Origin of the sequence: Chelatococcus sp. HY11 (assembly GCF_018398335.1) — a bacterium.
In the GTDB taxonomy this organism is placed as follows: Bacteria; Pseudomonadota; Alphaproteobacteria; order Rhizobiales; family Beijerinckiaceae; genus Chelatococcus.
The window spans coordinates 706,929-733,443 of sequence record NZ_JAHBRX010000001.1 but is presented as its reverse complement, the minus strand read 5'-3'; the positions used below and the strand labels follow the sequence as shown (position 1 = coordinate 733,443).

The following is a 26,515-nucleotide window of genomic DNA, read 5'->3' as shown; positions in this document are numbered from 1 at the left end:
GCCCGATGAGACACAGTGCCGATGGGATGTGGTTGGATCGACTGAGATGCAGACAAATAGGGTCAACAACGGCTTGACCAATGATTCGGACGGCGATTTGGCCCAGACGCGCGAGCCCCGATATTTCGATATCGTCGTCGTCGGCGCAGGCCCCATCGGCCTCGCCGGCGGGATGGCCTTTGCCCGCGAGGGACTGGCGGTCGCCGTTGTAGGTCCAACGCAGGCGCCCCCCGCTCCCGGCCGCACCACCGCCCTTCTTGATGGATCCGTGCGCTTTCTCACGGCGATCGGCGCCTGGGACGAGGACGCGCTCGGACAATCGCCCCTCGCAGAACTCGGTATCATCGATGACACCGGAAGCCTGTTCCGGATACCACCCGTCATATTCCGGGCGGGCGAACTCGACCTGCCGGCCTTCGGCTATAACGTCGAGAACAAGGATCTCGTGGCTTTCCTGATGGACAAGGCCTCGCGCGATCCGGGCCTCGTCCTCATTCCACGTCTCGCGACGGAGTTCCATGCCGGCGAAGGCGATACCGGCGCAACCGTCATTCTGGATAACGGATCCGCGGTTAAGGCCAGACTTGTCATCGCCGCCGACGGCCGCCAGTCCCGCATGCGCGCGGAGGCGGGCATAACCTGCCATGAGCGCGCCTATCCTCAGGTCGCGATCACGGCCATCCTGAGCCACGACCGGCCGCACCGTGACCGGTCCACCGAGTTCCACACCCGCCAGGGGCCCTTCACGCTCGTGCCCCTGCCCGGCAACCGCTCGAGCCTCGTCTGGGTGTGCGCGGACAAGGAAGCGGAAGCTCTCCAGGCCCTTGACGCAGCCGCGTTCGGACGCGCGGTCGAACGGCAGGCGCAATCGATGCTAGGAGCCATGCGCCTGGAGGGCGACCGGGGGGCGTTCCCGCTGACGATGCAGACGGCCGACCGCCTTTGCTCCCGACGCCTGGCGCTGGTTGGGGAGACGGCCCATGTCCTGCCCCCCATCGGCGCGCAGGGCCTCAACCTGGGGCTGAGGGATATCGCGGCGCTGCGGGATGTCGTTGTCGAGGCTCGCGGGCGCGGCGGCGATATCGGCGCGGAGGCCACCCTCGCCCGCTACGCCCGCGATCGCAAGACAGACATAGCCTTGCGGACCGGTGCTATCGATCTGATGAATCGCTCGCTCATGACCGATCTGCTGCCCGTTGACGGGCTTCGCGGCGCCGCCCTCCTCGCCCTCGCCAGCGTCACGCCAATCCGGCGACTTGCGATGCGGGAAGGGTTGCGGCCATCGCTCCTGCCATCGCGCCTGGCGCGTTTGACGTCGAAACCGAGCGTGGAGACAGGCCTCTAAGCCCGCCACCAATCAAATCATTGATACTGATGCGCACCGCTGATTGAAAGGAAATCGCACCTCACCCAAAAGACACAATCATGGCTGTGGATCAGGCGGACCACATCCAGGATCATGAAACCATTGAAATCTTCGGCGCCTCGGCATTTGGGACAGCGCACCCGGAACGCGCGGATGCGATCCAATGGCGGCACCTGTTTCCCGCCGAGGCCTCAGAATTTCGGAACGACCAGCCTGATGAAACATCACACTGCAAAATTCTCGATCGGCCAGGTCGTCAAACACCGCATCTATCCGTTTCGCGGTGTCATTTTCGACGTCGATCCAACGTTCAACAACACCGAGGAATGGTGGCAGGCAATTCCCGAGGATCGCCGCCCGTCCAAGGACCAGCCGTTCTACCACCTCTACGCCGAGAATGCGGATTCGGAATATGTGGCCTATGTGTCGGAGCAAAACCTGGTGCCCGATACATCAGGCGATCCCGTCCGTCACCCGCAGGTCGATGAGGCCTTCGAGCGGGACAACGACGGGCTCTACCATATGCGCCGCAGCCATCGGAACTAGAGCAGGCTTGTGCCCCTCCCGGACGGGCTCCGCTCAACGACAGCCGGACAATGTCCCCACGCTAAGATCGACCTTAACCAAAAGAAATGGCCGCCCGAGCGCTGTCGGGCGGCCATTCCAATGATGGGTGACTGAGGGAAGTGCGCCCGTCACTCTGTTTCGATCAACGCGCGGGCGCGGGCGCCGCCGGGGCTGCCGGAGCGGGAGCCAACCCAGGAGCCGGAACGGCACCCGTCGCCGCGCCCTGCTGTTCCATGTTCTTGCGCATCTCTTCAGACCGCTTCTGGAGCTCTTCCTGAAGCTTGCGCTGTTGCTCCTCGAGAACCTTCGGATCGATCGGCGCGCCGTCGAAGGCCTTCGTGAAACCGGCCAGCGGAACAGCGAAGGTGACTTCGTTACCGACCTGGTTCTGCACGCTGACGTTGAGGGTATTGCCCTTCTTCAACGAGTTGATGAAGTCGTCCTTCACCTGCGCCTCGGCAAAACAGCCGTTCGGGAAGCAGATGGCGTAAGCGCCGGGCGTCGCCGCGCCCTGATCCACGGTGAAGCGGATGCCCGGGCGCAGCAGCAGGCCCAGAGGCATCAGGAAGCGGACGATACGCGTCTGGTCGCCCTTCACGTCGTAGACCGCGAGCGCCAGGACGGGCTGCCCCTGATCCGAGACGAAATCACGCGTCGTGTAGCAGATTTCCTTGTTATTGGCCGGATCCTTGCCGCAAACCTTCGTCCAGTCGGTCTGCGACGGCTCCGGCTTGACCTGCACCAGGGTAGGGCCGCCTTGCTGCTGCGGCGCCTGCTGGGCGGGCTGCTGCTGTTGCTGCGCCTGGGGCCGCTGCGGCTGCCGGGCCTGAGCAAAAGCCGCGACAGGGGCAAGCGCGGTGATGCCGGCCAGCAGTGTCGCTGTGACGCTGACCGACAACCGGATCGGCGTCGATTTTCTCACGCGGGGCATCAAATAATCCTCTTTAGCGTTGACCAAGCTCGATACGCATAGAGCGGCTCCGGCTCATTGCCCATCGATCCGGTTCCGATCCGGACCGATGAAGCAGCCTGCTGCATCTGCGTCGAATGCGGCTATTGAATGACCTTACTGCTGTCTCTTTAGCGAGTTCGCAATGATGTTTCCAGAGCGTGATGCCCCTGCTCTACGGTGAAAATGCGCATCTCCGCGCCAAGCAGGGCGCTATTCCCCAACAAGCCGTTCGCGGGTTGCCGCGCTCCCGCGGATAACATCTGCTATTGTGATCGGAGGCGGGTATATCCGGCGAATCCACATACACTAATATGCGGTCGAATCGGAACACGCGAGCCCGTGAGCAGCCAGTAAAAAATGAGTCGCATGCCATACCGCTGCCTTGAGCGAATCCTGATGATCGTGACGCTGCTGGTCGCGGCGCTCGGTTCGGACATCGCCGTGGCAGGCGAATCGCGCACGGCGATTTCGGCCTATGGCGAACCCGCGCTTCCTGCTGACTTTCAGGCGTTTCCCTATGCCAATCCCGATGCGCCCAAGGGCGGCACTCTGCGCCTGAGCATCATCGGCACCTTCGACAACCTCAACCCGTTCGTGCCGAAGGGAATCTCCGCACAGGGCATCTGGCTCGGCAACCGCCAGATCGGCGCGCCCTCGATGCTCGTCTTCCAGGGGCTGATGGCGCGGTCAGAGGACGAGAGCTTCTCCCTCTACGCTCTCATCGCCAGGGCTGTAGAACTGCCGGATGATCGCGGCTTTATCGTCTTCCACCTCGATCCGCGGGCGCGTTTCTCCGACGGCGTGGCCATTACGGCCGCCGACGTGGAATTCTCCTGGGCGCTCCTGAAGGAAAAGGGCCAGCTTTACCAGCGTGGCTACTACAGCAACGTCTCCAAGGTCAGCATCATTGACCCCCACACGATTCGCTTTGACCTCGTCGCCGGGAACCGCGAAACGGCGCTGGTCATCGCGCAGATGCCGGTGCTTCCCAAACACGCCATCAATCCAGATACCTTCGAGACGACGACCTTCACGACGCCGATCGGCTCGGGCCCTTACGTGGTCGCAAACGTCGACGCGGGCCGCAGCATCACCTTCCAACGTGATCCGAACTACTGGGCCAAGGATCTCCCGACCACGCGAGGTCTCTACAATTTCGATGAAATTCGACTGACCTATTTCCGCGACGTGAACACGCAATTCGAGGCCTTCAAGGCCGGGGCGTACGATCTGCGGCTGGAACAAAGCGCGAGCCGCTGGGCGACAGGCTATGATTTTCCGGCACTGCGGAACGGCCTCGTCATCCGCGAGCATCTGCCGACGGGCACGCCGAAGCCCATGTCCGGTTTCGTCTTTAACACACGACGGCCCCTGTTCTCGGATATCCGGGTCCGGGAAGCCCTCACCCAGGTGCTGGACTTCGAATGGATCAACCAGAACCTGTTCTTCGACCTCTACAAGCGCAGCAACAGCTATTTCGCGGCCTCCGAATTGTCGTCTCACGGCCGGCCGGCCAGCCAGCGTGAGCGCGACCTCCTCGCTCCGTTTCCCGGTGCGGTCAGCCCTGATGTGATGGAGGGACGCTGGTCGCCACCCCAATCCGACGGGTCCGGCGGCGATCGCCAGAGCGCCCGGCTCGCCATCGATGTCCTGGCCAGCGCCGGCTATGAGCTCAATGGCTCCCATATGGTTCGCCCCATCGCGGATGGGCCGCGCGATGAGGCGCTCAATTTCGAAATCATGGTCGTCTCTCGCGACCAGGAGCGGCTCGCGCTCAACTATGCGCGCTCGCTGCAGCGGATTGGCGTCATCGCCAGCGTCCGCCTCGTCGACGAGGCGCAATACTGGAAGCGTCTGAAGTCTTTTGACTTCGACATGATCCTCAACATATGGAACGTCGTGGCCTCGCCGGGCAGCGAGCAGATGAATCGCTGGAGCGTGGCATCGGCTGATCGCGAGATGTCCCTCAACTACGCCGGCGTCCGCGAGCCCGCGGCGGAGGCCATGATCCGCGCTATGCTCGCCGCAAAATCCTGGGAGGACTATGTCGCCGCAGTGCGTGCGCTCGACCGTGTTCTTCTTTCAGGAAACTACGTGGTGCCGCTGTTTTATGCGCCGGATCAATGGATCGCGCGCCGCGCCGACGTGAAACGCCCGAATTATACCCCACTAACGGGCGCCGCGATCGAAAGCTGGTGGCACGCGGTGCCCTGACAGGGCAAACTCGCACCATACGAATCGCAACAAGGAGTTGAGGTTGGTCGCGCCCCATGCGCCCCTCGATGCGGGCCGGCCTAACGTGCCGACACCACAGTTAAGGCTGGGCCGCCTCCTGGCCGGCGCCGCCTCGCGCGAGCCAAGCCGCATGGCCTTTTCGTCGCCGCCTGCGGACATGGTGACCGCCTGGTCCCGCCATGGGCTGACCACAACAGCCGCCTATGCGCAGGTGCGGCGCCTCGCTTCCTTTCTGCAGCACCTGCCTCTCGAACGCGGCGGCCCGCTGGGTATTCTGCTGCCGAACGGCGCGGAAGCCTGCGTGACCATCCTCGCCGCGCTACGGGCCGGCTACACGCCCTGCCTACTGTCGCTGGGCTGGGGCAGCGAAGACCTGGTGACGGCGGTCGAAGCCGCCAAAATCCCAGCCATCATCACGCTTGATCGCCTCGGCGAGGTGCGTCCCGCCGATCTCGCCTGTGCGATTGCCGCCGACAATGTCGGCCTGCGCTTCATCTGCTCGTTTGGTCACGAAATACCGGACGGGGTCATCTCGCTGGACCAGGCACTCAACGACCAGGTGCTCAGGGATTTCGAGGAGCTCGGCGACATCGGAGGCCCGCCCCCCTCGCCCGGACTGATCACCTTCGAGCGATATGGTGACAGCTTCCTGCCGCTGCTGAGGCCTGAGTCGACGTTGATCGCCGCGACATTGCCCCTGGTGCTCGCCGCCCGGCTCGGCAGCGAAAGCCGGGTCGTCAGCCTTCTCCCGCCCGACGATCTCGGCGGCCTGGCGAGCGGCCTCGTCGCGGCGCTCGCCGCCGACTGCCCGCTCACCATGCAGGCCCTGTTCGACGGCGACGAACTCGTGCGTGACCTGAGCGCCGACCCGCCAGCAACCCTGGTCGCTCCGGGCTGGATCGAGGATCTGCTCGCCGAGGCGGGTCTTCTGGACAACGACCAGCTCACCTGCGTGCTTGTGCACAAGGCGCCGGTTGAGCTGCCGCTCGGCAGGGCCCATGCTGCGCAAGTCGTGGATATGTTGACGGTCGGCGAAGTCGCGCTCATGGCATCGGCGCGCGACGCGCAAGGACCGACGCTGAAGCTGGGCGCCTTTGGCGCGCTTGCTCCTGGTGGAATTCCATTGCTGGAGGTCGATATCGGGCGCGATGGAGCCGTCATGGCGCGCGGGGCTGCGACCGGTTCAATCCCGCTGGTCGACGACAGCCCGCCTCCCTCGGCCGACACGCCCGAGAACGATTGGCACCATCTGCCTTTCAAGGCCAAGCTGACGGGTGGCCTTATCGCCGCTGTCGAACCAATTCCCTGAGGGGGCCTTCCGGGCCGCTTCGACCTGATCGGTTATGGATCCCGGACACGATCTGACGATCGTTCCGGGATGACACGGTGAGGTTCCCGTGCGCCTGCCGCCGCCCACAATGCCGATCGGGCAACGGAACCCGAGCTTGCCCCTACTCCACCCACCCCAAAGACCGCTCCAAGGCCTTGTTCCAAGCGGCGAGAAGCTTCGCGCGCGCCTCAGCCGGCATAGCCGGTTCCCAGCGCCGGTCCACGCCCCAGTTGCCCCTGAGATCCTCGAGGCTTGTCCAGTAGCCCGTCGCCAGTCCCGCCGCATAGGCGGCGCCAAGCGCCGTCGTTTCCACGACCTTGGGACGCACGACCGGCACCCCAAGGACATCGGACTGAAACTGCATCAAAAGTTCATTGGCCGCCATGCCGCCGTCAGCGCGCAACGCGGTGATCTCGATGCCGGAATCCTCCGCCATCGCCTTCAGAACGTCATGGGTCTGGTAGGCCGAGGCCTCGAGCGCGGCGCGGGCGATATGCCCCTTGTTGGCGAAACGCGTCAGCCCACAGATCACGCCGCGCGCATCGGGACGCCAATGGGGGGCATAGAGGCCGGAGAACGCCGGCACGATATACACATCGCCATTGTCGTCCACGGAACGCGCCAGGCGCTCGATGTCGCTGCTCGACGGAATGAGCCCCAGATTGTCCCGCAGCCACTGCACCAGGGCTCCCGTCACGGCGATGGAGCCCTCCAGCGCATAGGCCGCCTTGGCCTGACCGAACTGATAGGCGATTGTCGTGATCAGCCCGCAGGTCGACTGAAAGGGCCTCTCACCGGTGTTGATCAGCGTGAAGGAGCCCGTGCCATAAGTATTCTTGGCCTCGCCCGGCGAGAAGCAGGTCTGGCCGACGAGCGCCGCCTGCTGGTCGCCGAGAATGCCGGCGACCGGCACCCCGGCAAGACTGCCCCGCGCCTCCCCATAGACCTCGCTGGACGATGCGAGACGGGGCAGCATGGCGGCGGGAATGGCGAACAGATCAAGGATTTCCTCGTCCCATGCCAGCCGGTTGATATCGAGCAGCTGGGTACGGCTGGCATTGGTCACATCGGTGACATGGCATCCGCCATCGGGGCCGCCGGTGAGGTTCCAGACAATCCAGCTGTCGATCGTGCCGAACAACGCCTCGCCTGCCTCCGACTTCGCCCGGAGGCCGGAGACATGATCGAGAAGCCAGCGCAGCTTCAATCCCGAGAAGTAGGACGCGAGTGGAAGCCCAGTCTTGGCCCGCAGCCTATCGCGACCGCCGGCGCCCGCGTCGCTCGCCAATGCATTCGCCATCGCGTCGACGCGCGTATCCTGCCAGACGAGCGCATTGTGGAGCGGAGTGCCGGTTTTGCGATCCCACACCACCGTGGTCTCACGCTGATTGGCGACGCCGACGCTCGTGATATCCGTCGGCCTTATGTGCGCCGAAGCCAGCGCCTCGCTTATAACAGCCTGCGTATTGCGCCAGATCTCCGCGGGGTCATGCTCAACCCAACCCGGCCGGGGATAGATCTGCGCGTGCTCCTTCTGGGCCTGCGCGACGATGTCCCCCTGCCGGTCGAACAGGATGAAGCGGGAACTCGTCGTTCCCTGATCGATTGCCCCCACATAGCGCCCCATCCCGTCTCCCCTGTCGTTGGCCGCCCGGCGAGCCCGGATCGAAGGATCGTCAGCTTGCCAATCCGCACCCCGATGTAAACCCCCGCCCGACTGCATGGCGCATGGCGGTCGCATCGGCGCGATGGTTACGAATGATAATGAGCGCTGATATTTGGAACGCTTTCACTTAGAACAACTGATCATCGTGAGGCGCGACACCCGGCCCGGACAGTCCCACCACCACGGGAGAGTGATTTCTTTGACGTAAATTAGGGATTAGAATCAACAATTTACATGAATTTTATAATGCAGATGGTCATATCCTCGCTCGATTGCATCCCCGCAATGCACATCACATCGAAGACTATCTGAATTATTTCTCTTCAATCATATCGCCCGCAGGCATCTAATCTGTTATCGTAAGATATTGCTGCTGAATTTTTATTGGAGAGTTCATTGTCCGATGATGAGATTGCCGGCCGGCTGGCCGTGCTTGAGGTCATTGCACGTGGCGCCATGTGGATGCTCTGCGGCAGAGCCGTAGAGGAAGGGCGGACTGACCTCGCTGTCGTTTTTCTCGCCGAGATGCGCCGACAGGCCTATGAGAAAAGCGGACAACTCCCCGGCAGGGCCGCGCTCGAGGGGCGTCGCTATGCCGACAGCGTGATCTGGACATTGGCCGACGATGTCGAGAGCATGTCGCCGGCCTTAAGCGCCAGCGCCCATTGAGCCATCACGCAAAGGCCCGCTTCAGCGCGGGGCCAATCGGCCTGTCGCGAGCAGACTGGTCCGACTGATGTCGCGCCTGTCCTTTGGACAGGCTGGGCGGCAGTTATAAATGCGCCGGAAGGTGAACGTTCCGGCATGTCCCCGTTCAGCCGACTGCTATTGCGTGGGAGCAACCGCGCGCAGCTTTTCAACCTGGAGGGTCCGCGAGCTGAACTCGGATATGCGGCGGTTCACGTCCAGCACGTCCCGATCTGACGGAAGCGCTGAGCCGCGGGCGCCTGCGCCGCCCCCTCCCCTGAGCGGAGGGATCGGCGCGGCGTGACTGACTTGATGGGGCCGCGGAGACGTGTGCTTCACTTGGGTCGGACATTGCTCAAGCCTACGCTCCTTCGCGCCTTGGCTGAAGGTTACCCGCTCGATCGCGGAGCAGCAACACTGGAAATCTAGTGCGCCGGCATGATAGCCGCTGTCCCGAACCGTAATACAAGGCCAAGATCATGCTCGGGCGACGGTGCGCGCATGCTTCGGTGCGTCCATTGCAGATCGCTTTGGCTGCTCGCGGCGGGTATGGTCGCCTCACGCTTGTCGTATTTCTTGCGTCAAGCTCTCGCTGCCTATCTCTTTTGTCAGGACGGTCCCATGAAAATCTCTGCTCCTCTTGTCTTTGCCCTTGCCCTTATCGGCGCCGCCGGCGCCGCGAATGCACAGGACAATGGAGCGGGTGCCGGGCGCGCACGCCCCGGCCAGATCACCATTACCGGTGAAGGCAGCGTTTCCGCCGCCCCGGACATCGCCACGCTATCGACCAATGTCGTGACGACCGCGAAGTCCGCGCGCGAAGCGACCGAAGCCAACAGCAAGGCCATGACGGCGGTCATCGAGCGCTTCAAGGCGGCGGGCATCGAGGCCCGCGATCTCTCGACCTCCGGCTTCTCTGTGCAGCCCCGCTACGTGCAATCCAAGCAGCAGGACGAGGCGCCGCGCATCGATGGCTACGAGGTCCGCAACGGCGTCACCGTCCGGATCCGGGACCTCAGCAAACTGGGTGCCATTCTCGACACGGCGATCACTGCCGGCGCCAACCAGATCAATGGCATCAGCTTTGACGTGGCGGAGCCATCAGCACTTCTCGACAAGGCTGGCACCGCGGCGGTCAAGGATGCGCGCCGTCGCGCCGAACTCTATGCCGACGCGGCCGGCGTGAAGCTCGGCCGCGTCATCGCCATCGCCGAGCCGTCAATGGAAGGGCCGCGCCCGATGATGATGGCTGCCCGCGCTGATTTTGCCAAATCATCGGCCGTGCCGATCGAGGCCGGCGAGCGGGACTTCAACGTGCGTATCCGTGTCACTTACGAGATTTCGCAGTAACGCGCCACTCCCTGGGCCGGTCGGTCGCAAGCCGGCTGGCCCCCACTTGTTTATCTGAGACTTGGATCGTCGCCGACCGATCGCAATCGAGCGGCGACCTGGGCCATCACGTCCCCTCTTCCGAGCATGGCCGATTGAGACCAGTCCGGCGCGCTAAGGCTCCTTGCGAGGGTCGGCACTGATTGAGTCATTCGGCTATCGCCAGCGCGCATCGCGGGCGATGCACCGCTTGGACACTTCTCCTGCGCCGTCATGTTGCGACCTCGGCTGAACGAGGCGCCATCATCCAAAACCGATGCCCTATCCGCAACAAGCGCAGCCAGCCCCCCGCTCACCATCGAAAGCGGCATTGGTTCTGGATCGAGGAAGCAGGCCTGCGGCCTGCCCGGAAACAGCGCGATCCTCACGCCACACGTCCCTACCTAGGGAGCGAAGCTTCAGCCTGAGCAGTTTTCAATGGCAAAGTGTTACAATTTGGAAACAAAATGCCGCGATCGCGCGTTGCACTAGGAATGTCATGAAGCGATCGACTTCTCGGCAGGGGAGGAGAATTGCGACATGGACTTCGAAAACAAAGAAATTCGATCAATTGCGAGTATATGATGTCAACCATACTCCTCATCATACTCATTCTACTTGTCGTCGGTGCACTACCTACATGGCCGTACAGCTCAGGATGGGGCTATTATCCGAGCGGCGGACTTGGATTGATTCTTATAGTTCTGCTCATTCTCCTTCTCTTGGGACGCATATAGCTACCTGAGCATGGGAGGATGATCTTTCTATTGTGGTGCAGTGCCAAAGGAGGCTTGAGATGTTAACGACCCCAACTTCGTCGCCGCGGTGGCGACGCACGAGCCTCTTCTTGGGTGCCCTCGCCGTGGCGTCGATGACCCAGACCTTCTCGTCGATGGCGCAGTCATCCTCAATCCCGAATACGCCAGCACCCGGAATGCCGGCCGCTGGAGCGATCGTCCCCGCGCCGTCACCGTCCGGAGAACAGATCGGTCGGCCGGCCGGCGTCCACCGACAACCGTCATCCTCCTCCCAGCCGCCTTCCGGAATCGTCGGCCAGAATATAGCGGAGGGGCGGGTGATCGAGGACCGCGCGGCTATTCTTGACGCGCGCCTCAACGAAAGCAGCCGCCGCGCCATTAAAAGTATCTGCCGCGGATGCTGACCGGTTCGTGCGGTTGAATGATCAAGCTCCGCGATCTGGTGCTGACCGCGGCTCTCGCTGGCTGCGGCCTATCCAGTCTGAACGCGGCACCGCTTGATCTTGCGTCGAAGCCGGAAAAGCGAAAGGCAGGCCAGAGCCTTATTGCAGGGCAGGTCGCGGGGCGCCTTCCCGCGACCGCTCCCTTGCCCCCTCCGCGCCCTCATCAAGAAACCGCTCCATCTTCCGTGCCCCCCTCCGCTGAAACGCCCGGTCCGGTCTTGCCCGGCAATGCCGCGAGGGGCGGCGCTTCACCCGCCGTCCCGCTGGCCAATATCCCGGCGCCACCGCGACGCCCCCCGCAAATCGGCCTGCCCCCTGCTCAACCAGCCCCCACCGATACCCCCGCAAGTGCTGACGCGCCCTCACCAGCATTACCGCCTGCCGTGGAACAGCCTGCGGTAACCGATCTGGCGAAGGCTTGCGACGGCGTCGCCCAGATGATCGTCAAACCGGCGGTGCGCGTCCCCGTGGCGGGCGCATGCGCCGTGGAACGACCGGTTCAGCTGGAAGCAATCCTGATCGGCGAAAACCGACGCGTCACACTCAGTCCGCCTGCTGTCCTCGCCTGCGCCACCGCCGCTGCCATCGCCGCCTGGGTCAGGGACGACATCGTCCCGATCGCCGATGCGACCGGTTCGCCGCTCACCGCGATCGCGGTTGCGGATTCCTACAATTGCCGACCGCGCAACCGGCAGGCGGGCGCCAAGCCCTCCGCTCACGGAAACGGCCTCGCCTTCGATCTCGGGCCCATGACGCTCGCGAACAAGCGGAGCCTGACGATCCGCGGCGACGGCCTGACAGTCAACGCCCGGCAGCTGCTGAAAGCCAGCGCCTGCAACCGTTTCGGCACGGTTCTCGGTCCGGGATCGGATGGCTATCACGAGGATCACCTGCACGTAGACCTGATCCCCAGGCGCCCGGGGCGCGGCATCTGCCAATGGACGCTGCCCGGCGGCGACAAGAAATAGAAGCTCCTGCACGTGATGATCATCCAAGCAGCGGAGAGAACTGTTTTCAGCATGAATACGCCCCTTTAAGGGGGAAAAGCGGTTCATGCTGCCGTCCGCATACTCTAGAGTGACGGCACTCCGATCGTATCGGGGTGAAGCTCTGTCTTTGAGCGAGCACTGCTCCGGATTGGATATGCGCACTGCGACCATCTCGCCGTTTCGCAGCGCGTGGAGTGAACTGTCCGCTCGCCGCCACATAAGGACCCATCCGCGTGAAGGCCGTTTTTGTCGATGCCAGCCCCACCCTTGCCGCAGTCGCCGAGCGACTTCATCGCCCTGATGACATTTCTCTGCATATCAACCGTCAGCCGGATATCCGCCCGGCGGCATTGCCGGGTGTCATCGCGGATGCGGAGATCGCGCTGATCGATCACACGCATTTTCCGACCGAGATCGCCCGCCAATGCATGGGGCTGAAGCACGTGGTCTTCCTCGGTACGGGCGCGCGCTCCTACATGAATGTGGAGGAGCTCGCCGCCCTCGGAATCACCGTGCATCTCATCCGCGGCTATGGCGACACGGCGGTTGCCGAATGTGCTTTTGCCCTGATGTGGGCTGCGGCCAAGGGCTTCACACTCATGGATCGCGGGATCCGGGCCGGGCAGTGGCGCCTGACGAACGGCGTGCAACTCACCGGCAAGACCCTCGGGCTGATCGGCTTCGGTGGTATAGCGGCGGAAATGGCGCGCCTCTCCGCGGGTGCGGGCATGCGCGTACTCGCCTGGAATCGCAGCGCCAAGAGCTGCCCCGGCGTCACCTTCGTCGACATGGACACCTTGCTCGCGGAGAGCCACGTCCTGTCGCTGCATCTTCTGCTCAACGACGAAACCCGGGGATTTCTCTCGCGTGAGCGGCTGGCCAAGGTTCGGGATGGCGCCATCCTGGTGAATACGGCACGCGGCGCTCTCGTCGACGAGACCGCGATGATCGAGGCGCTCAGGTCAGGCAAGCTCGCCCATGCGGCGCTCGACGTCTATGAGACGGAGCCCCTGCCCGCCACGCACCCGCTGACCGGCCTCGACAATGTGACCCTCTCCGCCCATTCGGCTTTCCGTACGCCGGAGGCGAGCGACAATTTGATCGAGGCGGCATTGAATCACTGCCGCCGCATCGCAGGCCGTCACGCGTCGTCGTAAAAATTATCCACGTATTATTTTTTACTACCGCCGGCGTCAGGACGTTGCCGCCTCGATATAGACGTCCCGCGTGATGCGGGCCGTCTCCCGCCAGTTGCGATGAGCTGCAGCGGTACGGCGGACATCCCGCATCGCCTCGGTTTCACCGCCCGCCTCGTCGCCGATCTGCTCGAAAGCCCGTGTCCACGCGGGCGTATCGAGCGGATCGACCAGTAAACCCTGGCCAAGGGCGGCCTCTTCCACGGCTCCGCCGCTGGCGACGACGACCCGGGATCCGCAGGCAAGCGCCTCAGTCACCGGCATCCCGTATCCCTCGTAGATCGACGGATAGAAGAAGCCCGCCGCGCCGCGATAGAGCGTGCGCAACACCACATCGTCGACATATCCGGTGAAGCGAATCTGCCCGTCGCGCACGAGGGCCTCGGTGGCTGCCGGCCAATGCATTTCGCCCCAGCCAGCCCCTCCAACCAGAACGAGCGGCATGGACGCACGGCGCTCCGCGGGCAGACGGCAATAGGCATCGACGAGCGTGCGCAGGTTCTTGCGAGGCTCAAGCGTCGATACGCTGAGGGCATATTGGCCTTTGGTGATCCCGAAGCGTGACAGGACAGCGCCATCCTCGACCTGCTCCCGCTCAAAAAAGCGCGTGTCGACGCCCGGATAGGCGACACGTATGCGCTCTGGCGGAATCCCGATGAGATCGGTGATCTCACGGGCGGAAAACTCTGAAATCGTCAGCACGCGCGGAGCTTCCGCAATGGAGGCGAGCCGGTTGTTGAACCACCGCACGCGTTCCTCCGGATGGAGATTGGGATGGCGCAACACCGACATGTCGTAGATCTCGGGGATCGTCACCCGCCCGAGCGGCGCTGGCGCGAAGAAATTCATGGCATGGAAGACGTCATAGCGCCCCCGGCCGATGCGGCCGTGGTAGCGCCGCGCCAGCGCTCCGCCATAGCGCTCGAATACAGCGCGTGCGCGGATACCTATCTGCTTCTCGAGCCTATCTCCCCAATATTGGCCACTACCGCTCTCGCGCGCTCTTGAAAAAGAGACGAATTCCTCGATAGACCTCACCCGGAAGCCATCAAATACGTCAACTCTTACCTCATCGTTATTATTACTGCGCGATAACTCATTCTGAGAAATATCAAATATCGCCTTGACGACCTCAAGCGTATAGTGACCAATTCCGGTGAGGCGCGATCGCACCGGTGTCACATCCACGCAGACTGAAACAACCATGAGAATCTCAATTTTCCTGTCGCGGCAACGCGAATGAAGGTTCTTAACCAAACAGTGTCAAAGCGCGGTAAACATGCGCCCCTGCCTTGATCGCAAGGCCCATATCGGGCGTTGCTTAGGCAGGCGCAGTCATATAGCTAGGCCAACAGGCGCCATCTGCTGGAAACAGCATGCTGTGCAATATCCAGAATGTGGCGCTGATATGGACCTGCTTTCCAATCGCAGAGCCATTGTCAGTATCGAGCGGCAGTCGAGGTAGCAATACGTGTCCCTACTCTTGAAACTTAAGATTGGCGTCGCACGCATTCCATTCTTCGGCCCCCTCATTCGGCGCACATATCAGCTGGCCACCGCGCCGGTGGCCCTGGCACGCGCGGCGCGTCTGGAACTGCCACGGCTTGGCCATGACATGGCGGATCTTGCCGAGCGCCTCACCCGTGTCGAGTATGAAGTCCGCGATATGCGCGCGGTCATCGAAAACGAGATTCGCTCTGTCATCGACCCCCGCCGCATAGACCAACGCTTCGCCGAATTGCAGGCCCGTTCGGAAGCGAGCATTCAGGGAACCGTCGGCCAGACGGTGCAGCGGCTGGACCTGCGCATGCAGGGACTGGAGCAGCGCGTGGCCGATGTCATGGACCGGGGCGACCACGAGTGGGGCGCGTCCCGGCGCTCATATACCGAGCTTGCCCATCGCCTCTCGCTCCTGCTCGAGGACGTGCGGAAGCTGCCGGCGGGCACCTCGCGAGCCGATCTCCAGGATAAGGCCGATGGCACCCCGGATCCGCTCCTGACGACGTTCTATGCCACGTTCGAGGACCGCTTTCGCGGTTCGCGTGAGGACATTCGCGAACGGGTCTCTGTTTTCCTGCCGGAAGCCCAGGAAACTATTGGCGCGGTCGGCAGCACAGGCCCCGTGGTGGATCTCGGCTGTGGCCGTGGAGAATGGCTCGAGGTGCTGTCACGCGCGGGGATCCGTTGCCTGGGTGTCGACAACAACGAAGCGCAACTCGCCAGCGCGCGCGCGCACGGGCTGCCGGTGCTGAACGCCGACGCCCTCGCCTGGCTGAAGGAGCAGCCCCCCGCATCGATACCGATGATTTCCGCTTTCCACCTCATCGAGCACCTTCCCTTTGCGGTGCTGACGCAGTTCGCGTCCGAAGTCATGCGGGTGCTGGCGCCGGGTGGACTGGCGCTGTTCGAAACACCCAACCCAGAGAGCCTTCTGGTGGGCGCTTTCAGCTTCCACCTCGACCCGACCCATATCAAGCCGCTGCCTCCCGAGCTCACCACCTGCCTGATGGAAGTGATCGGTTTCACACCTGTGAAGATCCGTCCGCTTCATCCCCATCCCTGGCGCGACCGTTATCTGCGCGACGGCAGCTTGCCGCAGGATGTGGCGCGACTGCTCTTCGGGCCGCGTGACTACGCAGTCCTCGCCCGCAAGCCGGGGGTTTGAGGCCATGCGCATCGCGATCATCACGGCCCAGGTGCCATTCGTTCGCGGCGGCGCGGAGTTGCTCGCCGACAGGCTCCGCGACCAGCTGCGTCTCTACGGGCACAATGCCGAAATTGTCTCGCTGCCCTTCAAGTGGTATCCGCCGTCGACGCTGCTCGATCATATGGTCGCGGCAACGCTGACGGATTTCAGCAACTACAACGCGGTCCCGGTGGATCTTGCCATCGGCCTCAAGTTCCCCGCCTATCTCGGCCAGCACCCCAACATGGTGATGTGGCTGCTGCACCAATATCGCGGCGCCTATGACGAGTGGGATTCCGGCCATGGCGATCTCCTTTTTCACGAGGACGGCAAGCTGGCACGGGATGCCATCCGGCAGGCCGACAACCTGGCCATGCGGCGCGCCAAGGCTGTTTTCACCATCTCGGAAAACGTGACCAAGCGGCTGCAACGGTATAACGGGGTACCCTCCACGGCGCTGTATCATCCCCCGCCGCTCGCGGAACGCCATGATTGCCGTGGATACGAGGATTACCTCTATTTCCCGAGCCGGCTTTCCCTCCCGAAGCGCCAGTCGCTGGTGGTCGAGGCGCTGGCGCGGACGCGCGCGCCGGTCAAGGTCATGTTTGCCGGGGCCGCCGATAACCCGCAGCAGGAACGGGAGCTTCATGAGCTTGCCGTGAAGTTCGGGGTCGACGACCGCGTGATCTGGCGCGGCGCGATCAACGACGACGGCATGGTGGACGCCTACGCCCGCGCCCGGGCCGTCGTCTACCCGCCGCGCGATGAGGACTATGGCTATGTGACGCTTGAGGCGATGCTGTCGCGCAAGGCTGTGGTGACCTGCGCGGATTCCGGCGGTCCGCTTGAATTCGTCGAGGATGGCGTAAGCGGTTTCATTACCGCGCCCGATCCAACCTCCCTCGCCGCGGCGATGGATGAAATATGGGAGGACACCGCGCAGGCCGAGCGGATGGGTTCCGCCGCGTGGGATCGCTATCAATCGATGGGCATCTCCTGGCAGAACGTCATCGCGCAGCTCACGAACGAGCATACCGAGGCCGCCACCGCGATCGACGTGCCTCCCGTGGCACACAGGCCAAGCCCGAGCGCGGTTGTCGCCAGCGCCGTGCTTCCGGACATCGCGCCTGTCATCGCGAAGACGGGGATCAACAGCGTCGCCGAACTCAGCAAGGTTTTCGAACTCGACGAGGCGTTCAATACGCCGGATGCGGTGATCTACTACCAGCGCCACTTCATCCGCTATCTCACATCGCTCGCAATGCTCGATCTCAAGCCCGGCATGCGCGTGCTGGATATCGGCGCTTCCGAGCCCTACGTCTTTGGCGCACTGCTGAAGCGCTATGCGCCCGACGTGTGGATATCCGCCGTCGAGGAGCGCGGTTCGGCGGCGCCGATGAACTACACGATCAAATCCAAGGTCGCTGGAGTTCCTGATTTCGACGTGCATCGCGTCAAGTGCAACGTCGAGCGCGAGCGGCTTCCGTTCCCCGACGCGAGCTTTGATGTCGTCCTGGCGATGGAGATCCTTGAACATCTGCCGGTCAATCCAGCCTTCTTCGCGGAGGAGATCGCGCGCGTCACGCGCCCAGGCGGCCAGGTTCTGGTGACGACGCCCAACATCACGTCGCATCAGTCGGCCGCCCGCCTCCTCAACGGCCATTCACCCTACTCATTCGGCATCTTCATGCCGCTGATGGGTATCCATGGGCGCCATCAACGCGAGTGGACGCCCCATGAGGTGGAACTCTTGATGCGTAAGGCGGGCTTTGACACCGACCGCCTGAGCACGGCCGATGTCTATGACCAGGCCGTCGAGGCCAAGACCGCCGACGTGCTGATGGCCTGGCGCCGCAACCCGGTTCTGTTGGGCGAGACGACCCTCTATCGCGGCACGCGCAACCTGCGCCCCTCCGAGGCGCCGCTGGAGCTCTACAGCTCCGATCCGCGGCGCTATCGTGGCGGAATTCTGGCCACGCGCCGCCGCCCGACGGATTTGGACGTGCAGGTCTCGCTGTCCAACAAGAGCCCGGTAACCTGGCTTCACGATGGCCTGGACCCCGTGCAGCTCGAGGTTCGCTGGCTCAACGACGATGGTGAGCTGTCCCAGGAGTTTGTCCGGCTTGCCCTGCCCCGCAGCGTCGGGCCGGGTGAAACGCTCGACGTCCGCCTACGCCTGGGAGATGAGCCCGAGCGTTACGAGGGCGCGGCTAGCATCCGCCTGTTCCATCTCGGGCATGGGTGGTTCGACATCCTCGACACGACGAACTCCGTGCTGCTTCCGCTCAAACGCGCGACCTTCGAGGCCTTCATGGCCCAGCCCGAGCTGCGGGAAGCGTGATGGCCGCGCAGACTGCTCGTCCGCTGGTGGACTGGTTCTCGCCGCTACCGCCAGCCCGCAGTGATATCGCCCATTTCTCCGCGCGCATCCTGCCCGCCCTGTCGGCACGCGCTGATGTGAGGCTCTGGACCGACCAGCCGGGCTCCGACCCCGCGCTGGCCCGGCACGCGGAGGTCATTGTCTATGATCCGCGCAGCATCGACCTCGGCAAGCTGAACAAGAGCAACCTCATCTTCTACAACATGGGCAACGACGGACGCTTCCATGCGGCGATCCGCGAGGTCATGTTCAAGGTGCCGGGCGTGCTAGTGGCGCACGAGCTGAGCTATCACCACTCGATGTATTGGGATTACATGGTCCGTCGGCAGGACCCTGCGGGCTACCTTGCCCTCGTCGAGCAGCGGTATGGGGCCGCCGGGCTGCTCGCCGCCAAGCAGCACATGGAGAAGGGCAAGCCGCATATCGACGAGCTGGCGCGCCAGTATCCGTTCATCGACTATCTCGCCGATGCCTCGCTGGCCGTCGTATGCCATACCAGGGCCGTCGAGGAGGCCGTGACGGCGCGTGGCGTCGGGGCGCTGAGGCTGCCGCTGGCCTTCCAGGCCCCGCCAAACCCGCCCTCGAAGTCGCGGACATCTGGCGTCCTGGAATTCGTGCAGTTCGGCTACATCGGCCCACAACGCCGTCTCTTCAGCATACTGGGAGCGCTCTCGCGCTTCCGGGAAAAGCATCCATTTCGCCTGCGCATCTTCGGCGAACTGTGGGATCCTGATGCGGTCCGCGCCGAAATCCGCCGGCAGCGGCTGGACGATCTCGTGTCGATCGTCGGCTTTGTCGCGGAGCCGATCCTCGACAGCGCGATCGCGCGGGCGGACCTTGTCTTCAACTTGCGCTATCCCTCGATCGGCGAGGCATCGGGTAGCCAGATGCGCATCTGGGCCGCCGGGGCGCCCTCCGTCGTCACCAATACGGGCTGGTATGGCGACCTGCCCAACGAGACCGTCATCAAGATCGAACAGGACACCGAGGCGGCGGACCTTGATCGCGTGCTCACGACACTGGCCCGGGACCGCTTTGCCTACGCGCAGACTGGATTGAACGGCTTCCGGCATCTGGCGGCGCATCACGGCCCCGATACCTATGTCGAGCAGTTGCTGTCCATCAAGGATCTCGCTGAGGAGCGGCGCTCCAGCATGGCCTATCGCCACCTGACGGCGCGCGCGGATACCGCGCTCGAGCGCATGTTCGGCCGCGAGAGAGCGGCCAAGATCAAGGCCGTCATGAACTATCAAAGCAAGTTCGACGGTTCGGGGCAGGCCTGAGCGGACACGCCGGTCGAGCCGGAGGCAACACCCCCCTGGAGGGGAGCGATCGGGGCGGGTCGCAATGCGGTCCGGGAACGCTATCAAGGGATCAACAGCACCTGACAGACGGATCCCTGCCCGTCACTCAAGCAACACGGCCGATGCCGTGTTGCTCACGAAAAAGCCAAGCGGCCCGACTGCCTTATCTCAACCTCAGATGCCGGACTTGCCGTCGCGCACCCGGCGCATGTCCGCCTCAACCATCATCGTGACGAGGTCCTGCAGGCTGGTCTTCGCCTCCCAGCCAAGATTGGTCTTGGCGCGCTCGGGATTGCCGATGAGCAGATCGACTTCCGCCGGGCGGAAGAAACGTGGGCTGATGGCAATGATCACCTTGCCAGTCGCGGTATCGAAGCCTTCTTCCTCGATGCCGGCCCCGCGCCATGCCAGATCGAACCCGGCCGCTTTTGCAGCCTGCTCCACGAAAGCCCGGACAGAGGTCGTGCGGCCGGTGGCGAGCACATAGTCGAGGGCCTCGTCCTGCTGCAGCATGCGCCACATGCCATCAACGTAGTCGCCGGCGAAACCCCAGTCGCGCTGGGAGTCGAGATTGCCGAGCTCGATGCGGTCAATCTCGCCGGCGCTGATGCGGGCGAGCCCATGCGTGATCTTGCGGGTGACGAACTCGCGGCCGCGCAGCGGCGACTCGTGGTTGAAGAGAATGCCGGAGGTCGCGTGCAGGCCGTAGCTCTCGCGATAGTTCACCGTCATCCAATGCGCGTAGAGCTTGGCCACCGCATAGGGGCTGCGCGGGTAGAAGGGCGTGATCTCGCGCTGCGGCGTCTCCTGGACCTTACCGAACATCTCGGAGGTCGAGGCCTGATAGAAGCGCGCGGTCGGCACGACCGAACGGATCGCCTCCAGGAGACGGGCGACGCCGATGCCGTCGATCTCGCTCGTGTACAAAGGCTGCTCGAAGGACAGGCCGACGAAGCTTTGGGCAGCGAGATTATAGATCTCGTCAGGCTTCACGCGCTCCAGCGCGCGGGCGATGTTGCTATATTCGAAGAGGTCGATGTCGCATAGTTCGACGGAATCAGCGATGCCGAGCTCAATGAGGCGCAGGGGAGACGCCACAGTGGTCCGGCGCATCGATCCGACGACATGATAGCCCTTCTCGAGAAGCAGCTTCGCGAGATAAGCCCCGTCCTGTCCCGTGATCCCCGTTACCAGCGCCCGTTTTGCCATTCGCCTCGATCCTTCTGAGAAAACGCGGGCATTCCATGCGATCATGGTCTCGTTAAGGCAAGGGGCCTAACGGACGTTTAGACTGCTTCGAAATGCGGTCCCGAGCGGACTATACCAACATTGCTGGCAACTCAAGTTTGGCCTATAGCCGGGCTGCGCTTCTCCGCGCCCGATGACATGGAAATCATGAATTTATACGCCGTCAGCCACGCGATCTGGCGCCGCTTGCCCAAAGGTCCCCGCCAGGCGGCCTACGCGCGCCTCGCGGCGCTCATCAGTCCGCGCCCGGACCCGGCCGCGCCACGGCAGGCCACCGCGCCCTGGATCGTCGCGGGGGTGCTGCGCTCCCCCACCGGCCTCGGCCAGGCCGCCCGCCTCGCCCTCGAGGCTCTGAAGGCAAGCGGCGAGCCCGTCTTCGCGGCTGATGTGACCGCCGCGCTGCGACAGCCGCTGGCGCTGCCTCCCATCGAAAGCCCGCCGCTGCCGGAGGGGCCGGGCACCGTGATCCTCTTCGGCGTCCCCCCCACCACCGGCCATGCGCTGAGGGCGATCGGCAAACGGGCTCTCGCCGGCAAGCGTGTGATCGGCTGCTGGTTCTGGGAGCTGGAGCGCGCCCCGAATTTCTGGAAGCGGGACGCCAAGTTACTGCACGAGGTCGTCTCCACCTCGCAGTTCGGCTGCGCGGCCATCGCCACGACCCTCGGACAGCCGGTGCGCCAAATCGTGCATCCGCTGACCGCCGAGCCCTTGCCGGAGATCACCCGCGCCAGCCATGTCCTGCCCGGCCACCATTTTCGTGTTGGCTTTGCCTGTGACTTCGGCTCGACGACAGCCCGCAAGAACCCGCTCGCCGTGGTGGCCGCCTTCGAGAAGGCCTTCGCGACCAAGGCGGATACCATGCTGTCGCTCAAGGTGCGTGATCCGTCCGCCTCGCCAGCGGTCGAGGCGAAACTGCGGGAGGTCGCGCAGCGCCTGGGGCCGCGTTTCGAACTCGTCACCGGGGATCTGTCGCGGGAGGCGAGCCTCACCTGGCTCGCCAATCTCGACCTTTATCTGTCCCTGCACCGTTCCGAAGGCTTCGGCCTGCCCATCGCGGAAGCGATGCGGCTCGGCGTTCCCGTCGCCGTCACGGACTGGTCGGCTCCCACCGAATTCGTGGATGACAGCTGCGGCTTTCCCATTCCCTATTCGCTCATTCCGGTGGAGGACGCCTCCGGGCTCTATGCCCTGCCCGGCGCGCGCTGGGCGGATGCGGATGTCGACGCCGCCGCCGACATTCTCCGATATATCAGGCGGTCGCCAGTCGCGCTCGCGACCCGGGCCGTCGCCGCGCGGGAGCGGATCGAGGAGCTCTACAATATCGAGAGATTCCTCCAGCAACTGCGCGGCGACGCATGAGCACCGCGGGGTCTATAGACACCTTCGTCTGGTTCTGGGGACGGCGCGGTGGAGGACCAGTCTTCGCGCTGAAATTCGCGCATTGGCTCGCCGAGGCGCGTCCTGACGAAAGGCTTCTGCTATCCTTTTCGGAGACCAGCGAGGAGCTGGAGGCAGCGCGCACCAGCGGCCTGCCGCTCGTCGTCGAGCCTGACCCGCGCATCGCCGGCTCGCATCTCGCAAAGGCTCAGGCTGTGCTGGCAATGGCCATTCGCTTTCGCCGCGACATGAAGCGGCTCCAGCCACGCCGCGTGGTCATCCCGATGAACTTCGCCTTCGCCTGGCCGCTGGTGCATCTCGTGCCACGGGGCACCCGCGTGACCTATGTCGTCCATGACGACACCCCCCATCCGGGCGACTACGCGCGACTGTGGCAGGAAAGCACGCAGAAGCGGCTCGTCGCCGCGGCCGACCGCGTGCTCGCGCTGTCGGAGGCTGTCGGCGCTGACGTTCTCGCCCATCACCGCGGTGTCAACGACAAGCTGCGGATCGTCCCGATCAACGCGTTCTATGCCGACGCCCTTCAGCCGGCAGCCGCACACCGGCGTCCGATGCCCATTGGCCGCCCGTTGCAGCTGCTCTTTGTCGGCCGGTTGATCGCCTACAAGGGCCTCAGCTTGCTGCGCGCCGCGCTGGAGCCTCTGAAGGCGCGTGACGACTGGCGCCTGACGATCGCCGGCAGCGGGCCCGACAAGGCCTATGCGGATGACGCCTTCAAGGACATGCCCCAGGTCACCCTGCGCACGGAATGGCTCTCGCAGCCCGACTTGCAGGGGTTGATCGCCGAAGCGGACACCCTCATCTGCCCCTATGTGGAGGCAAGCCAGTCCGCCATCATCCCGGAGGGTCTCGCCCTGGGGACCCCCTCCATCGTGACGCCGGTGGGCGCGCTCCCGGAACAGGTGGGCTTCGGGGCTGTGGGCGAGGTCGCGGCTCAAGCGACCGCCGATGCCCTCACCGTGGCGATCCAACGCCTCATCGACGATCGTGACCATGTGGCGGCGTTGCAAGCCAAGGCGCAGGGCTTCATGCGCGCGGGCCGGGCGGTCGCCGATCTCGCCGGGGCGCTCGGCTAGCAAACGCGTCCGCCTGAAGCCCGTAGCGTAGAAACTTCACGAATCTTTTAACGCCATGGTTACCGAAGTGTAAGTCCTGGATGGAACCGGGAGCGTTGCGGCGCCGTTGTTGTCATGTCCCGATTGTAAACGATCCCCACGAAATCCGGCCGTGGGGGTCGAGCCGGCCGGTGAATACGACGAAAGGATCGCTTGCATGCGCGCCCTGCTATTGGCTTCGATGATTGCTCTTGGCGTCTCGCCGGCCGTGGCCCTGGATCGCACGGAGGTCACGGCCGTTCGCCTCACGATTTCGCAACAGATGGACGCCTTGAAGAAGGAGGACGCGACAGCCGCCTTCGCGATCGTGTCGCCAAAACTCAAGGCCCGCTTCACTGACAGCAACAGCTTCATGACGATGGTGCGGGAGCAGTTTCCCGTTATCATCAATCCGCAGCTTGTCTCCTTTGACGATATCCAGCAGACCTCCTACGGCCTCACCCAGCTCCTGCGGCTGGTGGATGCCCGCGGCGAACCGTGGCTCGCCTTCTTCGTCATGGAACGCGACAAGAAGGGCCGCTGGGGCGTCGCGAACGTGGTGACTGTCCGCCTGCCGTCCTACGAGGCCTGATCGGCCCCGTCATCCGCACCGGTCCCGGCCGTGGCCCAACCGGCGCGGATGGCTGCGGAGACGTCCTCCAGGGTGTTGTCGACAATCGCCCTGCGCAGGTTCGCCATCAGGTCCTGATAATAGGCGAGATTGGCCCAGGTCAGGAGCATCATCCCGAGGATCTCTCCCGATTTGACGAGATGATGGAGATAGGCGCGGCTGTAGCTGTTGGCAGCCGGGCAGTTCGATGTGGGATCGAGCGGCGCGGGATCATCCGCATGTCGCGCATTCTTCAGGTTGATCTTGCCGAAACGCGTATAGGCGAGGCCATGGCGCCCCGCGCGGGTCGGCATCACGCAATCGAACATGTCGATGCCTCGGGTCACGGCCGCCACGAGGTCATCCGGCGTGCCGACGCCCATGAGATAGCGCGGTTTCGTGGTGGGCAGATAGGGAATGACCGTCTCGATCATGGCGAGCATGGTGGCCTGCGGCTCGCCTACCGCCAGCCCGCCGATGGCATAACCCTTGAAATCCATGTCGACCAGAGCGCGCGCGCTCTCTATGCGGAGCGCTTTGTCCTCGCCGCCCTGCACGATACCGAACAGCGCCTTGCCGGGTTGATCGCCGAAGGCGCGCTGGCATCGTTCCGCCCAGCGCAGGCTGAGACGCATGGCGCGTTCGGTGTCCTGAGGGGAGGCCGGCAGCTTCACGCACTCGTCGAGCTGCATCTGGATGTCCGAGCCGAGAAGCCCCTGGATCTCGATCGACCGCTCAGGCGTCAGGAGGTGGGTGGCACCATCCACATGCGACTGAAAGGTCACGCCGTTCTCGTCGATCTTGCGCAGCTTGGCGAGCGACATCACCTGGAACCCGCCCGAATCCGTGAGGATTGGATAGGGCCAGTTCATGAACTTGTGGAGGCCGCCGAGCTCTGCGACGCGCTCCGCGCCGGGCCGGAGCATCAGATGGTAGGTGTTGCCGAGCACCACGTCGGCACCCAGCGCCTTGACCTGCTCGGGATACATCGCCTTGACGGTCGCAGCCGTGCCCACGGGCATGAAGGCGGGCGTACGGATGACGCCACGCGGCATGCGGATCTCACCCGTGCGGGCGGTTCCATCAGTCCCCGTCACGGAGAAGGTGAAGCTGTCGCTCATCGGGAAGTCTCCGGATCAGGCATGTCCTGACGAAACAAGAGGCTCGCGTCGCCATAGGAATAGAAGCGATAGCCGTCGGCGATCGCATGGGCATAGGCTTCGCGCATCCGCTCAAGCCCCGCGAGTGCGGAGACGAGCATGAACAGGGTGGATCGCGGCAGGTGGAAATTGGTCATCAGCACATCCACCGCGCGGAAGCGGTAGCCTGGCGTGATGAAAATGTCGGTATCGCCGGCCCAGGGCTGTACATGCCCCTCCGCCGTGGTCGCGCTTTCGAGGAGGCGCAGGGAGGTCGTGCCAACGGCGACGATCCGGCCGCCCCGCGCGCGGGTCGCATTCAGGGCCGCCGCCGTCTCGGCGCTCACCGAGCCCCATTCGGCGTGCATGCGATGCTCCGCCGTGTCGTCGGCCTTTACCGGCAGGAACGTCCCCGCGCCCACATGGAGCGTCACGAATTGCCTGTCGATGCCCCGTGCCGCGAGCCGCGCAAAGAGCTCATCGGTGAAATGCAATCCAGCCGTCGGCGCGGCGACCGCGCCCTCCTCGGCCGCATAGACCGTCTGGTAATCGACGCGATCCTCGGCATCGTCGGGGCGCTTCGAGGCGATATAGGGCGGCAGCGGAATATGGCCGAGGCTGGCGATGCTTTCATCGAGGATCGGGCCGCTCAGGGCGAATTTCAGCACGATCTCGCCGCCATCACCCTTCTCAGTCACGGTGGCATCGAGACCGGACAGGAGGCAGGCGCCTTCCGTGTCCTCGCCGAAGCGGATGACATCCCCGATGGCGAGGCGCTTGGCCGGACGCACGAAGGCGCGCCAGCGGTCACTCGCCTCGCGCTTGTGCAACATCGCCTCGATACGGGCGGATGAATCCGCCCTGCGCCTCGTGCCGACGAGCCGGGCGGGAATGACGCGCGTATCATTGAGAACGAGCGTATCGGCGGGCGAGAGCAGATCCGGCAGGTCGTGGACAACGCGATCCGCCAGGGCGCCTTCCGGGCCCCCGACGACAAGAAGCCGCGCGGCGTCGCGCGGCTTCACCGGCCGGGTGGCAATGCGGTCCTCCGGCAATTCAAAATCGAACAGATCGACGCGCATCGCCGGAACCCGGATAT

At 64.0% G+C, this 26,515-nt stretch carries 21 protein-coding genes; 15 read left to right on the top strand and 6 right to left on the bottom strand.

The features are described from left to right. The first annotated feature begins 46 nt into the window (after window positions 1-46). Complete coding sequence (locus KIO74_RS03595) at window positions 47-1,345, top strand: FAD-dependent monooxygenase (RefSeq protein ID WP_213330596.1); 1,299 nt, start codon at window positions 47-49, stop codon at window positions 1,343-1,345. A gap of 237 nt (window positions 1,346-1,582) precedes the next feature. After that, window positions 1,583-1,912, top strand: coding sequence for a heat shock protein HspQ (gene hspQ / locus KIO74_RS03590; protein WP_213330594.1), 330 nt, complete (start codon window positions 1,583-1,585; stop codon window positions 1,910-1,912). 163 nt (window positions 1,913-2,075) lie between these two features. Here hspQ and KIO74_RS03585 read toward each other — a convergent pair whose 3' ends face one another. Further along, window positions 2,076-2,864, bottom strand: coding sequence for an invasion associated locus B family protein (locus KIO74_RS03585; protein WP_213330592.1), 789 nt, complete (start codon window positions 2,862-2,864; stop codon window positions 2,076-2,078). Between the two features lie 378 nt (window positions 2,865-3,242). On the opposite strand from KIO74_RS03585, the gene KIO74_RS03580 reads away from it, so the two are divergent. Then, on the top strand, window positions 3,243-5,099 hold the full coding sequence (locus tag KIO74_RS03580; RefSeq protein ID WP_213330590.1) for an extracellular solute-binding protein: 1,857 nt from the start codon (window positions 3,243-3,245) through the stop codon (window positions 5,097-5,099). Between the two features lie 43 nt (window positions 5,100-5,142). Further along, window positions 5,143-6,429 carry an AMP-binding protein gene (locus tag KIO74_RS03575; RefSeq protein ID WP_213330588.1) on the top strand — a complete coding sequence of 429 codons (1,287 nt, stop codon included), beginning with the start codon at window positions 5,143-5,145 and terminating at the stop codon, window positions 6,427-6,429. Window positions 6,430-6,571: 142 nt separating this feature from the next. Here the strand turns inward: KIO74_RS03575 and glpK are convergent, their stop codons facing one another. Next, complete coding sequence (glpK, locus tag KIO74_RS03570) at window positions 6,572-8,077, bottom strand: glycerol kinase GlpK (protein WP_213330586.1); 1,506 nt, start codon at window positions 8,075-8,077, stop codon at window positions 6,572-6,574. A 435-nt stretch (window positions 8,078-8,512) separates the two neighbouring features. Here glpK and KIO74_RS03565 point away from each other — a divergent pair, with 435 nt between their 5' ends. The 5 genes from KIO74_RS03565 (at window position 8,513) to KIO74_RS03545 (ending at window position 13,518) form a co-directional block, all read left to right on the top strand. After that, window positions 8,513-8,785 carry a hypothetical protein gene (locus KIO74_RS03565; protein ID WP_213330584.1) on the top strand — a complete coding sequence of 91 codons (273 nt, stop codon included), beginning with the start codon at window positions 8,513-8,515 and terminating at the stop codon, window positions 8,783-8,785. 639 nt (window positions 8,786-9,424) lie between these two features. Then, window positions 9,425-10,153: an SIMPL domain-containing protein gene (locus KIO74_RS03560; RefSeq protein WP_213330582.1), complete on the top strand. Its 729-nt coding sequence runs from the start codon at window positions 9,425-9,427 to the stop codon at window positions 10,151-10,153. A 599-nt stretch (window positions 10,154-10,752) separates the two neighbouring features. Further along, complete coding sequence (locus KIO74_RS03555; RefSeq protein WP_213330580.1) at window positions 10,753-10,908, top strand: DUF3309 family protein; 156 nt, start codon at window positions 10,753-10,755, stop codon at window positions 10,906-10,908. A 442-nt stretch (window positions 10,909-11,350) separates the two neighbouring features. Further along, on the top strand, window positions 11,351-12,340 hold the full coding sequence (locus KIO74_RS03550) for an extensin-like domain-containing protein (protein ID WP_213330578.1): 990 nt from the start codon (window positions 11,351-11,353) through the stop codon (window positions 12,338-12,340). A gap of 254 nt (window positions 12,341-12,594) precedes the next feature. Then, entirely contained in the window at window positions 12,595-13,518 is a 924-nt protein-coding gene (locus tag KIO74_RS03545) for an NAD(P)-dependent oxidoreductase (protein WP_213330576.1), read from the top strand. Window positions 13,519-13,554: 36 nt separating this feature from the next. Here KIO74_RS03545 and KIO74_RS03540 read toward each other — a convergent pair whose 3' ends face one another. Next, entirely contained in the window at window positions 13,555-14,763 is a 1,209-nt protein-coding gene (locus KIO74_RS03540) for a glycosyltransferase family 4 protein (RefSeq protein ID WP_213330574.1), read from the bottom strand. A gap of 277 nt (window positions 14,764-15,040) precedes the next feature. Between KIO74_RS03540 and KIO74_RS03535 the strand changes: the two genes are divergently transcribed. Genes KIO74_RS03535 through KIO74_RS03525 form a run of 3 tightly spaced genes read left to right on the top strand, consistent with a single transcriptional unit; the run spans window position 15,041 to window position 19,906 of the window. Beyond that, window positions 15,041-16,222 (top strand): class I SAM-dependent methyltransferase, encoded by a 1,182-nt coding sequence (locus KIO74_RS03535; protein ID WP_213330572.1) that lies wholly within the window; start codon window positions 15,041-15,043, stop codon window positions 16,220-16,222. Window positions 16,223-16,226: 4 nt separating this feature from the next. Then, window positions 16,227-18,584, top strand: a complete 2,358-nt coding sequence (locus tag KIO74_RS03530) for a glycosyltransferase (protein ID WP_213330570.1) — start codon at window positions 16,227-16,229, stop codon at window positions 18,582-18,584. Further along, entirely contained in the window at window positions 18,584-19,906 is a 1,323-nt protein-coding gene (locus tag KIO74_RS03525; RefSeq protein ID WP_213330568.1) for a glycosyltransferase family protein, read from the top strand. The genes KIO74_RS03530 and KIO74_RS03525 overlap by 1 nt, the downstream gene beginning before the upstream one ends. 195 nt (window positions 19,907-20,101) lie before the next feature. On the opposite strand, the gene gmd is transcribed toward KIO74_RS03525, so the two are convergent. Continuing rightward, a complete protein-coding gene (gene gmd, locus KIO74_RS03520) occupies window positions 20,102-21,136 on the bottom strand; it encodes a GDP-mannose 4,6-dehydratase (RefSeq protein WP_213330566.1) in 1,035 nt (344 codons plus the stop codon). Window positions 21,137-21,322: 186 nt separating this feature from the next. Here gmd and KIO74_RS03515 point away from each other — a divergent pair, with 186 nt between their 5' ends. The 3 genes from KIO74_RS03515 to KIO74_RS03505 all read left to right on the top strand — a co-directional run bounded on the left by KIO74_RS03515 (window position 21,323) and on the right by KIO74_RS03505 (window position 24,259). After that, window positions 21,323-22,534, top strand: coding sequence for a glycosyltransferase (locus KIO74_RS03515; RefSeq protein ID WP_213330564.1), 1,212 nt, complete (start codon window positions 21,323-21,325; stop codon window positions 22,532-22,534). After that, window positions 22,531-23,649 carry a glycosyltransferase family 4 protein gene (locus KIO74_RS03510; RefSeq protein WP_213330562.1) on the top strand — a complete coding sequence of 373 codons (1,119 nt, stop codon included), beginning with the start codon at window positions 22,531-22,533 and terminating at the stop codon, window positions 23,647-23,649. The genes KIO74_RS03515 and KIO74_RS03510 overlap by 4 nt, the downstream gene beginning before the upstream one ends. Window positions 23,650-23,845: 196 nt before the next feature. Further along, window positions 23,846-24,259 carry a DUF4864 domain-containing protein gene (locus tag KIO74_RS03505; RefSeq protein WP_213330560.1) on the top strand — a complete coding sequence of 138 codons (414 nt, stop codon included), beginning with the start codon at window positions 23,846-23,848 and terminating at the stop codon, window positions 24,257-24,259. Here KIO74_RS03505 and tgt read toward each other — a convergent pair. Both tgt and queA read right to left on the bottom strand, forming a co-directional pair. Beyond that, window positions 24,247-25,398, bottom strand: coding sequence for a tRNA guanosine(34) transglycosylase Tgt (tgt, locus tag KIO74_RS03500; RefSeq protein WP_213330557.1), 1,152 nt, complete (start codon window positions 25,396-25,398; stop codon window positions 24,247-24,249). The two genes, KIO74_RS03505 and tgt, sit on opposite strands and share 13 nt — an antisense overlap. Further along, complete coding sequence (queA, locus tag KIO74_RS03495) at window positions 25,395-26,498, bottom strand: tRNA preQ1(34) S-adenosylmethionine ribosyltransferase-isomerase QueA (protein ID WP_213330555.1); 1,104 nt, start codon at window positions 26,496-26,498, stop codon at window positions 25,395-25,397. Before queA ends, tgt begins: the two co-directional genes overlap by 4 nt. Between the last annotated feature and the right edge of the window lie 17 nt (window positions 26,499-26,515).

Bases quoted from the DNA above. Each gene is read 5' to 3' on its own strand.
- KIO74_RS03510 (WP_213330562.1), top strand. From the start codon at position 22,531: ATGAGCACCGCGGGGTCTATAGACACCTTCGTCTGGTTCTGGGGACGG.
- KIO74_RS03540 (WP_213330574.1), bottom strand. From the start codon at position 14,763: ATGGTTGTTTCAGTCTGCGTGGATGTGACACCGGTGCGATCGCGCCTC.
- KIO74_RS03525 (WP_213330568.1), top strand. From the start codon at position 18,584: ATGGCCGCGCAGACTGCTCGTCCGCTGGTGGACTGGTTCTCGCCGCTA.
- KIO74_RS03515 (WP_213330564.1), top strand. From the start codon at position 21,323: ATGAATTTATACGCCGTCAGCCACGCGATCTGGCGCCGCTTGCCCAAA.
- hspQ (WP_213330594.1), top strand. From the start codon at position 1,583: ATGAAACATCACACTGCAAAATTCTCGATCGGCCAGGTCGTCAAACAC.
- KIO74_RS03560 (WP_213330582.1), top strand. From the start codon at position 9,425: ATGAAAATCTCTGCTCCTCTTGTCTTTGCCCTTGCCCTTATCGGCGCC.
- gmd (WP_213330566.1), bottom strand. From the start codon at position 21,136: ATGGCAAAACGGGCGCTGGTAACGGGGATCACGGGACAGGACGGGGCT.
- KIO74_RS03580 (WP_213330590.1), top strand. From the start codon at position 3,243: ATGAGTCGCATGCCATACCGCTGCCTTGAGCGAATCCTGATGATCGTG.
- KIO74_RS03555 (WP_213330580.1), top strand. From the start codon at position 10,753: ATGATGTCAACCATACTCCTCATCATACTCATTCTACTTGTCGTCGGT.
- KIO74_RS03505 (WP_213330560.1), top strand. From the start codon at position 23,846: ATGCGCGCCCTGCTATTGGCTTCGATGATTGCTCTTGGCGTCTCGCCG.
- tgt (WP_213330557.1), bottom strand. From the start codon at position 25,398: ATGAGCGACAGCTTCACCTTCTCCGTGACGGGGACTGATGGAACCGCC.
- KIO74_RS03595 (WP_213330596.1), top strand. From the start codon at position 47: ATGCAGACAAATAGGGTCAACAACGGCTTGACCAATGATTCGGACGGC.
- glpK (WP_213330586.1), bottom strand. From the start codon at position 8,077: ATGGGGCGCTATGTGGGGGCAATCGATCAGGGAACGACGAGTTCCCGC.
- KIO74_RS03585 (WP_213330592.1), bottom strand. From the start codon at position 2,864: ATGCCCCGCGTGAGAAAATCGACGCCGATCCGGTTGTCGGTCAGCGTC.
- queA (WP_213330555.1), bottom strand. From the start codon at position 26,498: ATGCGCGTCGATCTGTTCGATTTTGAATTGCCGGAGGACCGCATTGCC.
- KIO74_RS03530 (WP_213330570.1), top strand. From the start codon at position 16,227: ATGCGCATCGCGATCATCACGGCCCAGGTGCCATTCGTTCGCGGCGGC.
- KIO74_RS03550 (WP_213330578.1), top strand. From the start codon at position 11,351: ATGATCAAGCTCCGCGATCTGGTGCTGACCGCGGCTCTCGCTGGCTGC.